The organism is Microcoleus sp. FACHB-SPT15 (assembly GCF_014849525.1).
In the GTDB taxonomy this organism is placed as follows: Bacteria; Cyanobacteriota; Cyanobacteriia; order Cyanobacteriales; family Coleofasciculaceae; genus Symplocastrum; species Symplocastrum torsivum.
In genome coordinates, this window is record NZ_JACJNU010000034.1 from 56672 (window position 1) to 70265 (window position 13594).

The 13594-nt window shown below is 45.9% G+C and carries 12 protein-coding genes; 5 read left to right on the plus strand and 7 right to left on the minus strand.

Translation table 11 applies throughout. The features are described 5' to 3' along the window. Nucleotides 1-214: 214 nt before the first annotated feature. The 5 genes from H6F98_RS11850 to H6F98_RS11870 all read right to left on the minus strand — a co-directional run bounded on the left by H6F98_RS11850 (nt 215) and on the right by H6F98_RS11870 (nt 2884). A complete protein-coding gene (locus H6F98_RS11850) occupies nt 215-541 on the minus strand; it encodes an STAS domain-containing protein (RefSeq protein WP_192218893.1) in 327 nt (108 codons plus the stop codon). Nucleotides 542-791: 250 nt separating this feature from the next. Further along, on the minus strand, nt 792-998 hold the full coding sequence (locus tag H6F98_RS11855) for a hypothetical protein (RefSeq protein WP_192218894.1): 207 nt from the start codon (nt 996-998) through the stop codon (nt 792-794). Further along, nucleotides 998-1888: a DUF692 family multinuclear iron-containing protein gene (locus H6F98_RS11860; protein WP_192218895.1), complete on the minus strand. Its 891-nt coding sequence runs from the start codon at nt 1886-1888 to the stop codon at nt 998-1000. The genes H6F98_RS11855 and H6F98_RS11860 overlap by 1 nt, the downstream gene beginning before the upstream one ends. Nucleotides 1889-2294: 406 nt before the next feature. Then, nucleotides 2295-2528 carry a hypothetical protein gene (locus H6F98_RS11865; RefSeq protein ID WP_192218896.1) on the minus strand — a complete coding sequence of 78 codons (234 nt, stop codon included), beginning with the start codon at nt 2526-2528 and terminating at the stop codon, nt 2295-2297. A 200-nt stretch (nt 2529-2728) separates the two neighbouring features. Then, nucleotides 2729-2884: a hypothetical protein gene (locus tag H6F98_RS11870; RefSeq protein ID WP_192218897.1), complete on the minus strand. Its 156-nt coding sequence runs from the start codon at nt 2882-2884 to the stop codon at nt 2729-2731. 566 nt (nt 2885-3450) lie between these two features. Between H6F98_RS11870 and H6F98_RS11875 the strand changes: the two genes are divergently transcribed. Continuing rightward, nucleotides 3451-3696 (plus strand): ChaB family protein, encoded by a 246-nt coding sequence (locus tag H6F98_RS11875; RefSeq protein ID WP_192218898.1) that lies wholly within the window; start codon nt 3451-3453, stop codon nt 3694-3696. Nucleotides 3697-4075: 379 nt separating this feature from the next. Beyond that, the gene (locus tag H6F98_RS11880) at nt 4076-4531 is read left to right on the plus strand and encodes a Fur family transcriptional regulator (protein WP_192218921.1); all 456 of its coding nucleotides are present in this window, start codon (nt 4076-4078) and stop codon (nt 4529-4531) included. A 64-nt stretch (nt 4532-4595) separates the two neighbouring features. Here H6F98_RS11880 and H6F98_RS11885 read toward each other — a convergent pair whose 3' ends face one another. Further along, nucleotides 4596-7955: a pentapeptide repeat-containing protein gene (locus H6F98_RS11885; RefSeq protein ID WP_192218899.1), complete on the minus strand. Its 3360-nt coding sequence runs from the start codon at nt 7953-7955 to the stop codon at nt 4596-4598. Between the two features lie 175 nt (nt 7956-8130). Here H6F98_RS11885 and H6F98_RS11890 point away from each other — a divergent pair, with 175 nt between their 5' ends. After that, nucleotides 8131-9987, plus strand: a complete 1857-nt coding sequence (locus H6F98_RS11890; protein ID WP_192218900.1) for a hypothetical protein — start codon at nt 8131-8133, stop codon at nt 9985-9987. 51 nt (nt 9988-10038) lie between these two features. On the opposite strand, the gene H6F98_RS11895 is transcribed toward H6F98_RS11890, so the two are convergent. Further along, entirely contained in the window at nt 10039-10407 is a 369-nt protein-coding gene (locus tag H6F98_RS11895; RefSeq protein ID WP_192218901.1) for a pentapeptide repeat-containing protein, read from the minus strand. 133 nt (nt 10408-10540) lie between these two features. On the opposite strand from H6F98_RS11895, the gene H6F98_RS11900 reads away from it, so the two are divergent. Next, complete coding sequence (locus H6F98_RS11900) at nt 10541-12367, plus strand: DUF3685 domain-containing protein (protein WP_192218902.1); 1827 nt, start codon at nt 10541-10543, stop codon at nt 12365-12367. Nucleotides 12368-12609: 242 nt separating this feature from the next. Beyond that, the gene (locus tag H6F98_RS11905; RefSeq protein WP_192218903.1) at nt 12610-13497 is read left to right on the plus strand and encodes a pentapeptide repeat-containing protein; all 888 of its coding nucleotides are present in this window, start codon (nt 12610-12612) and stop codon (nt 13495-13497) included. Nucleotides 13498-13594: the final 97 nt, after the last annotated feature.

The following is a 13594-nucleotide window of genomic DNA, read 5'->3' on the forward strand; positions in this document are numbered from 1 at the left end:
CTGTTGTGCATTTCAACTGCGTATTTAAGAGGCTGAAGCCTTTTACTGGCTTAGATCGTCTCGGAAATTTAAATGATGAACAGCTTAATCCTATATCAGATGTTGCTCTTTAAGTTGCAGTTCTTTGAGCATACGTTCCCATATCGAAAAGGGACAAGCTGTTATTTGTGTGACAACAAAGCTTAACAGTTCTTGAATCTATTTTTAGAGTCTGTTAGTTTCCAGAGGTTATTTGCGAATAAAATTCATCTTGATTAGCAAAAACCCTAAAGATTTTATTCGTTTTACTCAGCTCAAGCACTTGCTTTAACTGGTCATTAATAGAGCAAAGAAAAAGTTTGCCACCCGTCGCACGAACTGTTTTAAAAACCGCGACTAAACCGCCTAATCCAGCACTGTTTATAAAAGTCACATTCTGAAGGTCAATTAATATAATAGTGGGTTTAGTTTCGACAAGGTCATTAATCTCTTGACGTAATTGCTCAACCCTAATACTGTCTAAAATACCAGTGGGTTGTACGACTTTAGTAAGAGGCAGCATAGTTAGACTCAATTGGCTTAGAAGGTTTTGCCAAAACTATAACCAATGCTCTTCTAGAGTTAAACAGTGAAAATACTTAATTATTTTCAATCTGAAATAAGGCTTTTTGTAGGTTATCCGAATTTTCTCAGTTGACAAGGATTTTCTAAAAAGCTTTTTCGAGTGAGCTTAGGCGGAAACAGTTGTAATGAAACGAAATTGCTCAGTCGGAGAGAGGTGAATTCGTCAAATCCTGAATGACAGAGAAATGCTATTGGAGCTTGCTTAACCGCTTCCCCCACTTTTTTACCAACTCAGCCGCTATCTCCACCATCTCAGGTTCAAAGGTTTGAACGTAATCCTGTAGGGCAGGGGATAGCGCCTCTTGTTGCAGGGTTGCCTTAATGACATCTGGCTCGTCTTGAGATGATAACGTCTCCAAAAGGGTGGACTGAAATGTGGCTATATCTAACGACATCACACACTCTCCTTTACCACTTGTTTGATTCGCCAAAAATCTTGTCGAAATCCTTCGATATCAGCTTCGGTGTGCAGGGTATGACCGATTCGCTCAAAGATTACAGCTTCAACAGAAGGGCAGCGTTTGAGCGCCAGTGCCAGTAACTCAAACACCGCTTCCGGTACCGTACCGTTGTGCGTATCACGCCGAATTGTTCTCGTCTGTTGCCCCTTTGAGGTGACACTCCAGGAGCCGCCCGAAACGTGCAGCTCTCGCACCCGCTGCAAAGGATAGCGTTCTAATAACTGCTCAGCCGACTGTTGAAAATTGTGTACTTGACAGTACAGATTGTGCAAATCTAACACTAAAAAACCATCCACTGGTTCCAGTAGTCGAGCAAGAAACTCTCCCTGCTGCAACACATCCTGCAATCCAAAGGCAAACGCTAAATTTTCCAATCCTACTGGAGCATTTGCTTTGTCTGACAAACGTTTGAGATGCTCACGCCCTAACTGCAAGGTTTCAGGAGTCAGGGGCAACGGCAACGGCGCACTCTGGTAAAAATCTCCCGCCGCCATCCAGCCAAAATGCTCAGAAATGTGGCGATAGCGATAGTCAAGGCATTCTTCTTGTAGTGACTTGAGCCAGTGGATTTGGCGTTCACCTGGCTGTGCTGACAGGAGTGAGTAACTGATACCATGCCCAGTGAGGCGATCGCGTTGACTGTAAAACTGAAGCAGTTCCTTAACCCAAGGGGGCTTTGCCTTCACCCCCCAACTCATGTCGAAACTCCACTCCAGCACTTCTACTGCCCCAGTTTCAAACAAAGGTTGGGCAGCTTGGAAAAAATCAGACTCTATCATCAATGACAGTCCGACCATAGGAGTACGGCGTTTGAACTTAAACATCGCCAATTAACACAACTCTACTAATTCGAGCCGTTCATCACATTATTCATTCAGCCAGCGCATACTGTCGCCTTGAACAGCACGCGCTGACTTCAACTTAACCGGAATGTCACTGACTTAATAGACCTCTTGAAGAGCAATAGCTAGGACGGGCTTTTCGGCCCATCCCACTCATAGCCTTTTTTCTTGTGGGGTAGGAGGCGTCCCGCCTGCCCCAGAATTTGATGAAAAGGACTTTTGCAAAAGGTCTAATGAATGAATTCAACCTCTGCTACCTCTCGATCAACCCTTGTGCAGGGGGTTTGGGGGAGGCACTCCGTCCCCCAATGGGGGGTTTGGGGGGAAGCCCCCCAAGCAGGGTTTTTCTACGAACGATTACTTTTCGCTTAACTCAGTGCCATTCAACTTAACCCATCCCACAGGCAGGACAAGGAAGACTTCGCGATCGCCTTCCTGGACGACGACTCCGAACTTCTAGCGAAGTCTGGGAGTTCTCAGATATGGCTGTTTGATCCTGCAAGTTTGGTGTGCCAAACCGCACGCTCAAGTCCGTAGACTGTGCTGGCGTTTCCATCCCAGAACCAAAAGCTGTCAGTAGCCCGACAAAGGTAGAAATCAGAATACCAAATTTCTTTAACATAAGGGTCTTTCAGGCCTGAAGGTGAGTTGTTACATCACCCTCAGTTTAAGGTAACCCTACTGTCTCATAACTCCGGTTTCAAAAGTTGAAACTAAAATTTTTTTTAGTCGCAGGTCATTAAGATGACGAAATCCAAAATTATCAGTCAGCACAGATTGCCGTGTGTCATATTCTGTTAAATTTGCCTTTGCAGAAACTAATTAACTCATTGAATTTCTGCTGTGTTTTTGGAGTGAAGTAATCATCTGCCGTTTGACCTGTGAAGCCCATAGATCGAAGTTAAAGCTTTCAGTTCCAGCAATGAGTGAACTCTCAACCGACTTACCGACTTGACTCTTTCCAGTTTTTGTAGTCATGGAGATGAATTAGGGTAGTGCTAGTTAATGGTGTCGCTCAGGTTAAACCTTTACCTAATAAGAAGTAATCATGTTTACTAGAGCGCCTTTGCTTAAGTCGGTCTGAGCGGAAAGCTGTTTAGACGACTCGTTAGTTTGTATAAATAGAATTCCCAAAAGTTAGTAAGCTTTTCGCACATCTGGACTCAACTTCACAATCTCTTGATATTTCCTCATTGCTTTGACAAGAGGAATTCATATTGACCCGATTCTCCCTAGAGAGTGGCTTTTTGTTGATTGAGCAAGACCCGCAGTAACAGCGATCGCTGTTACTTGGATAAATCATAAAATGGCGGCTTAACAGTACATGTGTTACAAAAATTAGTAGATTTAGCAGATGCTGAACAACGCGATCGCATTTTGGGTGAGTTTGGTTAAGTTAGGACTGAGGTGAGGTGGGAAGGTTCCGTGAGGCGATTGCGTAGAGAATAGGCTGCTAGCTGTATCCCCAGAAAGATGTTTTCTCAAATCCCGTCTGATTTCCTAGTGGATATACCTAAAACTAACGAAATTGACGGAGGGTGATTATGGCTTTTCAACAGCTTGAAGATTTACCGAATGAAGTGAAAGAGAACCTACCTCAAGGTGCTCAGCAAGTTTTCCTTGCCGCTTACAAGAGTGCTTCTTCGGATGGCATAAGCGAAGATGGTGCTGTACAAGTAGCCTGGAACTCTGTAAAACGTGGCTACGTACAGGGCGAGGATGGCAAATGGCACGTCAAGCCAGAAGCCACTAGTGATAATAGCTCTACTGGTAATATGGCTGCTGGCTAAAGACTTCAAATAAGATCTCGATGCGGCATTGTAGGGGTACAGATTGCTGTACCCCTATTGCTGTTGAAGAAAATAACCATATTAAACGCTACATAATTTACAGACCTTTCCTCTTAATCCCTATCTAAGGGATGATACATCTATGCACATTTCATGGACATCAGTCAGCAATCTAAGATAAAGTTGTAATGAGTTTGTCTTATTGTACCGGGTGTCGTACTTAAGCAGTTGCCAGCTGTCCCTCAGCAAGTTTTTGGGCATTGTTATTACAATTCCAGGTTTTAGGTTACTGATGCCAGGACGTAAGGACTTAAGTCTCGTCGATAGAATGGGAGACAGGGATATGAATCAGCTAACCAATCAATTAAAAACACCAAAAATGCAAAACGAAGCGGCAGTTGCTAAACCCATTCGCTCTCTTGATGATGCCCTCAATCAATGCCAGGTATTGGGGATGCGTCTAAGCCGCCAGCGTCGCTTCATTCTGGAACTACTTTGGCAAGCCAAAGAGCATATGTCGGCGCGAGAAATTTATGACCGTTTGAATCAGCAAGGTAAAGCGATCGGTCATACCTCTGTGTATCAGAATTTAGAAGCGCTATCCAGTCAGGGCATTATTGAGTGTATTGAGCGGTCTGATGGACGGCTGTATGGTAATGTTTGTGATGCTCATAGTCACGTCAACTGCCTGGATACCAACCAGATTGTCGATGTGTATGTAGAACTGCCTGAAGAATTGCTCAAGCAAATTGAGGAGCAAACAGGTGTGAGGATTACGGAATATAAGATTGATTTCTACGGCTACCGGATGAATCAATCACAAGCATCGGTATAGAGGCACTCAAACAGCTTATAGCCGCGACTACTCATAACCTGAGAAAATTGCCATAAAACACCCTCTAAAAAGAGTTTTTGGGAATCTCAATGTCAGTGGTTGCCGGGTCATACAGCCTTATAGTTTCATCCTGTTCAATGGCACCATCATCGTAGTCAGGAAAAGCTGGATTTTCTTGATCTAGATTCTCAATTTGTGCTGTATCACCGTCGTAGTCATCAGGATTGTACTCATACCTCACATCCGGTAAGCTTGGCTCTCCTTCAGCACTCTCAATAAAGATTGTCGGTTCTTCTGCCAAAAGATCATCTTCGTCAAGATTGCTAATAATCCTTGTTGGAGCTAAAGACTGATTGTAAGCTTGGAAATCTTCCAGGGTAAAGAAAGCTCCGCTTCTCGTGGCAAAGTTTTTAGCTTGTTCATCCAATCGAGCTTGAAATAAGCAAGCACTAACAAGATTCGCTGATGTAAGATTGGCTCCTTTAAGATTAGCGCCTGATAAATCAGCGCCTTCTAAATTAGCTCCAATCAGATTAGCGTTGGATAGATTTGCTCCTGCAAGATTTGCCCAAGACAAATTAGCATTTTGGAGATTAGCAGCGGCTAAATTAATCCCAACTAATTCAGCGTCTGATAAATTAGCTTGCCATAAGTTTGCCTCAGCCAGCATCGTTTGGTTTAGGCAAGCATCTGCTAGCTGGACTTTCCTTAAACTCTGCCGCGCACGCTCCCAAAAGGTAGTTGGAGAAAGTGCAGCTATTCGATTGATAAAATTTAGTAGCTGGTCGGCATCAAACTCTTGTAGATTATCTGGGTTGCCACAAGGCCAGAAGGGAATTTGAGCCGCTTGTGCGATCGCACAAAGCAACAAGAAAACATTCAACCCAACAGCAGCATCAACTTGTAAAGCAGTCAAGGGGTTGTTGAGTTCTTTGAGCTGGGAATGCGCTTGATGAGCAATGCCTTCATCCAGCCATCGCCCTCGACAGTAAGCGCGATAAAAACGGTATAGGCGTTCAAAGAGAACTCGAAAGGAGAAGTTATCAGCATTACGCTTTTCCTCTTGTAGGAGACGCAGCACCACACGTTCTTCAATTTCAGCCGACATTAAACCATAACTCAACAACGTGTAGAGATGCTGAGCGACGTTAACAGCTTCACAAATGACAAAGCTAACTTCACCGTATTGATTTTTAACGGGTTGAGTCATCGCTTGAAGCTGAACTGCAATGGCTTCAGCACCCAGATATTCCCCGAAGCTAGGGTGAGAAAATTCAATAATTGGATTTTGGATTAGGGATTTTGGGGCATGGGAGTCGGCAGCCGCATCCGATCTTGAGTAGCGTCGAGGTGTTTGGACAACTGAGTCCTGGAAGCCTCCAACTGTCGTTAGGTTATCATCCGTCGCTCTTGCACCCCAAATCGCCGTAGTTCGCTGAGAGCGGAAGAAGAGAGCTGGTAGTGAGGGAAAGAATACACGAGTCGTCGGTTCACCGTTGAGACGCTTCTGGATAGCGGTAGACGCTGCTTGATATTGCCCAGTTTGAATCATCGTTAGTGCTGCTACTTGCATTTGATGACGCAGCACTTGGGGAGAGCGATTTTCCAGCAAATTAGCGATCGCTTCCTGTGAGCGACTAGCATGAGCAAGCCCTTCCCGGATTAACTCCGGTGGTGGGCCACTGCCAGCCGTAGATTCACCCAACAGCCACCGCATCATCCGGTCGTAAATTTCAAACTTGGCTTGGGAGGCGTTCAGTAAAAAGATGCTTTCATCCACCCAAGCATCTCGGTGTAAAAGCCCTACAAGATACAGCATCAGAGGACGTGTGAGCAAAGCCGCAAAGTCGTTGCCTGTTGAGCGGTGTTGAAATACTCCTCCGTGTTTGAGGAACGAAAAATACACCTGAGCAATAGTCTTCGATTGTAGTTTTGCCCACGCAACAAACCAGTGTCGAAACTCCTCCTGCCCCATCGGTTCAATGGCAATTCGCTGTAGTGGCGCAGGCATCGGTTGGGTACTACGTTGTCGATACTTTCGCGTCAGACGATCCAGGGTTGCGCGACGACTCGTAAGAATCAGCTTGTGACGAGGAAGACCCGATGAAGCTGTATTCTGGCTATGGAATCGCAGCACCTGCTCCATAAACGTCCAGAGGTGGCGTTGTGTCTGGGACGAACGGGGCAGTTCATCCAAACCATCGAGAATCAATAAGCAGGGAGGCGAATTAACAGACAACCAGCCATCCGTATCTGTGAAGCGTCCAATCGGGAAGGCAGAATTGAGAGTCTGCTCAAGGGTTTGACCTAACGTCGCCTTTGAAAGCTGGATGACCACAGGCATCCAGTTAGGATAAAGTTCTTGAGAGACTCGATACGCCAACATTTGGCAAAAACTCGTCTTCCCACTACCGGGATCGGCTTCAATGACGGCAAGACTAGTCTTCTCTTCCAGTTGCGACATTGCCCAGTCCATCAAATCCACCGGACGTGGAGGATTTAAGACTCTAGGTGCCAGGAAGATGGAGTAGTTTTGCAAGGAGAATCCCTCATCTTTAAGCACTTGCCCTTTGAGGGGAATGTATAAATCTTTCAGAGAAAAGGGTTCGCCTAACAAAGGTTCGCTCAACGAACAAGCAAGGTCTGCTCGATAGTATTCCCGATCCAAGTCAATCGGTAACGTCGCTGTGGTGATTTCTCGATCAGGAGTCTCTTCTGGGGTTGTGGCATCTCGCGAACTGCTTAAACTGCCCAGCCGCACAAACTTTTGCAGTTGCGCCAAGGGTAGAGCATTCTCGGCAATCACTTTGAGGAGATAACCCGGTAATCCATTACTGATCCGCTGTGTCAGCAGTTTCGCTTCGGTTTCCTCCGCACCATTGGCGATAAACCAAGCGATCGCTAAACTATTCATCTGTTGCACTAGAAACGACTCAGCCACTAATGAAAGGGCTTGTTCCGCCTGACTATCGCTAAGCCGTCCTGGACGTAGGGTTTTTAGCAAAGCTAGGAGTTGCGAGTCGTTTAATGGTTGAGCTGCATCTTGACCCGCTGGCACTGAGGCTCGATCAACCCAAGGTCTTGCAACTAGAAATTCTTGCTCTAAAATTCCTTGTAAGGCATTAAGATAAGCCACTTGAAAGGCAAGCCAGGTTCCTTCATTACGTCTTAACGGCTTTTTTCGACTGAGAATGCGTAGCAATCCTACACTCAACTGGGAGATAGGTTCTGCAACCTGCCATGCCGCTTTTAACGGTAGCTCCAAAACGTCAGTTAAAGCACTGATCGAAAAAGGGCTGAGGCTTTTGACCTCCATATCTTGGGCAATACGAAAAGCAATGCCAGCAATTTGGGCACTAGGGTGCCCTAGTTGGGCAAGTTCAATATTGCGCTCTACTAGCCAATGCCGGATGCTTAGGCTCATGCCACCCTAGTCACTCCAAAATTGGTCACTCATCTTATTTTGAACCTTATACAATGAGTGCGTGTCAAAGGATTCCAGCCCTGGGCAAGTCGCCCATTTAGGTCTGGCTCTTCCAGCGTAGCCGAAGAAAATCGTATTAGCTCTCCATTACCCATCAGGGACTAATCGTTGATCTGTGCCAAGAAAAGAATTAGACCGATTTCATGTCAAAAAAACCCGTCGCTTTCGTAAACGCCGGGAACGCAAACTGCTTATTCAAGTTGCCCAGAGAAGGCGAGAACGCCAGAGAGCAAGAGTCGAGGCAAACCTCACGTCCTCATCCGCTCTCCTCATCTGTGATCCAAAGCCTCGCCGCTCATTTCGCCGCGCTTGGCGCTGGTCGCTCGTGTGGTTAAGTCTTCTCTCCTTTATGGGAGTTACTGTTACCGCAGGAGTGTTATGGCTCACCAAGCTACCACCTCCCATTGATTGCCAAAACCTCTCGCGCTTGGCTACTGATGGCGATCGCTTATTCTGTGCCCAAATTGGAGCAACCTCTGGAAAATTAGAGAAATTAGAAGCCGCCATCACCTTAGTTCAGCAGTGGTCTCCCAATCATCCCCTCTACCCAGAATCACGGCGGATGCTGGAGAAATGGTCAGGATTGATTTTAGAAATTGCACAACAGAAAATCAGCCAAGGTAAGCAATCCGAAGCCGTCAGCATTGCCAGCAAAGTTCCTGTCAATAGCCCTCTTTATCCTGAAGCACAAGCCTTAATTGCTACCTGGAAACAAGAGTGGCAACGCAGCGAAGCGCTAGTTAACCAATTTAAAGAAGCCTTGAAAGTACAAAAGTGGCAGCAAGCATCTCAGATGATTGCTGAGTTGTCCACCAGTAACCGGGAATATTGGAGTATATCGCGTGTTGATGCGCTAATGCGGCAGCTTGCAGCCGAAAAACTTGCATGGGAACAGCTAGAGGAGGCACGGGATTTAGCAAAATTGAATCGCCTAGACCAGTTGGAGGAAGCGATCGCATTAGCGGGGAAGGTTAACCCTAACACCTATGTCAAAGTCAAGGCGAAAGCAGAACAGACCCAATGGAGTCGTACTATAGTGCAAATCGCGGTAACGTATTTTGACCAACAAGAGTATGACAGTGCAGTTAACGTGCTAGAGCGCATTCCTGCAAATACTCCCCTGTATCAGGAAGCTCAAGATTGGATTCACCTGAGTCGTGCATTTGAGATGGCTAAGAAAGATACCATTCTCGCTTTATTGGATGCGATCGCAGCAGTACGCCAAATTGAATCCAAAAGCCCACTGTACCGCAAAGCCTCAACCCAAGCGACACTCTGGCAGTCTTACTTACAAGACCACACAAAGTTACAAGTTGCCCGCTTACTCGCAAGCTTTGATCAACAAAAGACACTCAAAATAGCGATCAACCAAGCAACACAGGTTGTCCCGAAACGTCCTCAACGAATATTTGCCCAGACGCTGATTGCTCAATGGCGAAAGGAAATTCAACATATTGAAGACCGGAACCAACTAGCCAGTGCTAAACAACTGGCAGAGCGAGGGACACTTAGAGAATTGAAGACAGCCGTGGAAATCGCCAGTACTATTGAGCTAGGTCAGCCCCTGCGTCTTGATGCTCAAAGTGCGATCGCAAAATGGAATCGGCAAATTCAAACCATCGAAGACCAGCCCATCTTGGATTTAGCACAGGCGTTTGCCCAGCGTCGAGATTTGATTGCCGCCATTTCTACAGCAGGACAGATTCGTTCTGATCGAGCACTGTATGCTCAAGCACAAACTGCAATTAGCGATTGGGTCGCTCAAGTTCAAACTGCCGAAGATCGTCCGATTCTGGAAGCCGCAGTCGCCCTTGCCGCTCAAGGTCGTTTCGATGTTGCGATCGCTACCATCTCTCAAATCTCCCCTGAACGGGCACTTTACAGTCAAGCTGAAGCCTTAAAAAATAGTTGGATAGAACAAAGCGCCGCCCTTAACCGTGAAGCTCAGTCGCTTACTCCTGAGGCATACTGACGCAAGAGGCAGTGTTCAGGATAACGAGAGAATCAGATTTCTCTACAGATGTCACATTTTCCGCATATTTTGACTTTGGGGGTCAAAACCCTTAGAAAAACGGGTACTTTCATCGTAGTACGCTCCACTTAGAGAAGCTCCAAAAAGCTTGGTAAAGTTGAGTTTAGCTTGCCGTAAATTTGCTTCATTGAGTTTCGCTCCGCTTAGATTTGCTCTTGTCAAGTTAGCTTTGGCAAGGTTAGCGCCACTCAGGTTGGCTCCCCAGAGTTTTGCTCTAGCAAGGTTAGCGCCACTCAAGTCCGCGCCCCAGAAATTAGCTCCCACCAGTGTTGCGCCAATAAGCGAAGCTCTGGAGAGCTTCGCTCCAGTAAAGTCTCGCTCTCCAGCGGCATAACGCAAAAGTAGTTCCTCAGTATCCATGTTTGATAAAAAAGATAGGCAACCGGACTTTCTAGTAGACTGTAGCAGTTGCCTGTATGTGGTTTAAGAGATTTTCTTACTGCTTTAAGCTTAATTTAATCCACTTTTCTTGGAGCGCTTGCCCATCAGTTTCATGAGCGATAGCAACGCCACACGCGACAGTATCCACGGCTTAACTCGACTTCTCCTAGTCGATGATGACCCCATCTTCCGGTTAGGGCTACGCACAGCTCTAGAATCGTTTCCTGACTTGCAAGTTGTGGCGGAGGCAGATACGGGTATTGCTGCTCCAGAGATTTTAGGTCGTCTGGTTAGTCAGAATACTGTTGATTTGGTTGTTTTGGAACTCGATAGTGGTGGTTCTCGCCCCAATTCCTTATCCGGGTTGTCCCTATGTCAGCAGCTAAAGACAGAGTACCCTGACTTGCCAGTTCTACTACTCACGGCTCAATCAGAACCGCTTTTGCTGCTATCGGTAAAGGAGTCTGGGATCGAGGGGTATTGTGCTAAGGGAAGTGCGATCGCTACACTTGTCCAAGCCATACGTCAGATTAGGTCGGGTCAACCTGCGTGGCAGACACTTTCAACAGAGTCACCAGTACTGACAAGTTCTGTACGCCCTCCAAGCTGGCATTACAAAATGCGCTCTTACGGATTGCGGCAAATTGAAGAGGCACTAGCGCTAGTCAATCAAGAGCTTCAGAATCCCAATCTTTCCAATCTGGACTGGCTATTTTGGAGCGGACGCCGTCGCGAACTTCGGGCAGCACGTTGGGTAGTGAATCAACTATTGCCTACTGATGTCATCGTCGTGGAACGGGAGAGGATAGGGGGACAAAATTCTCCTTCATTACGTGCAGCTGATAGCCTCGGACTTCCTTCTGTACCCGCAACACCGACTCGCTCACTTTCTTCGAGTTCCCAATCCTCTATCTCCAGGCAACAACTAGTCCCAGCATCGCGGCTAGCTAACGCTGAGCTTAGTCAAATTCCTCAGCAATCGACGCTATTTGAGCTGACATTAGCGAAACTCCAGTCAGGGTTATCAAATCTCACAGGTGTTGTGTTAGAAATTGATATTCTCTCTCCTGAGAAAAAGCAAGACTTACTTTATATCGTCTTGCAAAAATTTGAGGATATTCTTCAGGAATTGCGTTTCTCCCAAGTAACGCTTGAGCAGCTACCTCAAAAGCGATCGCTAATCCTACAAGATTTGTGGCAAGTGTCAATCATAGATTTTTTTGGCAAGTATTATACATTGCCAATTGAAGAAAACGGGTTTGAAGTTGTTAATATTTTACTCAGCGATGCTGCCCTTGTTCAAACAGCAATTTTAGATAAAATTCCTTTCGTGGTTGACTTATTAACTCAGCAGCTATTTGAAGCACCGTTAATCATTGATAATGTTTCTTATCCCGCCCAGACTCCTGAAGCAATGGCACGGGCAGAACTAGTACTTCATAATCTAATCCTTCAAGTGGCTAATGCTGTTGTTCAACCACTTTTAAATGAGTTTTCAGATGTGGAGACGATTAAGCAAAGTTTCTATGATCGGCATTTGATTTCATCGCGAGAACTAGCTCGATTTCGTAATAATCTCTCTTGGAGATATCGGACTTTACAAGGGCTAGAAGAGCCACGAGCCATCTTTGAAAGTCGATATGAGTTATTTGTTTTGAGTGATACAGGTATCAAAAAAACTTCAATTTATGCGCCTCGACGTCAGGAGTTAGAACAGCTTCGAGGTATTCCGTTAGCGGTAACTTTAGCGTATGAGACACGGGATGCGATCGCACCTCGTCTACGAGGTGTTGTGGCTTGGGTTGGCAAAGGTGTTGTTTACGTCCTCACACAAGTACTAGGAAGAGGCATCGGTTTAGTTGTTCGCGGAGTGATTCAAGGCGTTGGCAGTACCTTACAGGACACAAGGTTTGGGAAAAATAGTGAACGAGGAAAGTAATTTGTTGTACCCTTTGAGAATTTTTTCTCTCAGACTAAAGGCTTAAAGGTTACTAAAATTTTCTGGTTCTACCTGATTAGTCTTTAATCGTTTGAAGATTGAGGCTTCAATCTCAATTCAACAAAAGATACTTCGATTGACCCTACCGAGAGAGGGCAACCTTAAAAATCATAGATATTCTGCTGGTATTGAATTTAAATTTTCAGCTTAATATCAGTCTAAGGAAGTAACACATGATATACATGATTGACGACGAATCGCTTCAGGAACTACAAAGCCTTATCCAAGGTGTTGTTAAAGCACAGACCGATAATCTCTCGGAAATTGTAAAAATTGCTGGTCTAGACCCTACAGAAGACTTTGCAGGAGCTGATCTCAGGAGTACTCGGCTAAGAGGTCTTGTCCTGAGTGATGCTGATCTCAGGGGAGCTAACCTGAATGCTGCCAATATTAGAGGGGCGCTTTTGAGCGGAGTTGACTTCAGTGAGGCAAACCTCAGCGAGGCTGACTTAAGCGATGCTAACCTCACCTTGGCAAATTTGAGCGACGCTAATCTCAATTGTACTAATCTTAGTCGTGCCAATCTAATCCGCGCCAACTTAATCTGTGCCGATCTGAGCAGTGCTGACCTGAGAGGAGCGAATCTCGGTGGAGCTGATTTAAGTCGGGCAAACTTAGGCGGAGCAAACTTAGGTGGGGTCAACCTGAGTGGAGCTAGCCTCAATGGAACCAATCTTAGTGGCGTCAACTTAATTCGGGCAAACTTGAGCCGTGCTGATTTTATTCGCGCCAATCTTTGCCTTGCCGACCTAATTTGCTCCGATTTGAGTGTAGCTAATCTGTCAGGTGCTGATCTAATCCGTGCAGATTTGAGCATCGCTGACCTCAGAGGAGCCAATCTAAGCGGTGCCGACCTGAGCGGCGCAACCTTATGTGGTGCCAACCTAGGCGGAGCGATTTTACGTGGAGTCAACTTGAGTGAGGGGAACCTGAGGGGGGCAAATTTAAAGAAGGCTAAGTTTGCTAGGATTTCAGGGATTTGTGAGAAAACAAAACTAGATTGGATTCGACGGGGAGCTATTTTTGAAGATTTAGCTGATACCAGCTTCAAAGAATGCTGTCAGTGTTAGATTCGATTGTAAAGCTTAAGCAGCACTTGACACCAACGGATTGCCGAGTCATGTACCTTTATAGGTAGCACCTTGCACTACCGATTCCAGCTTGGCA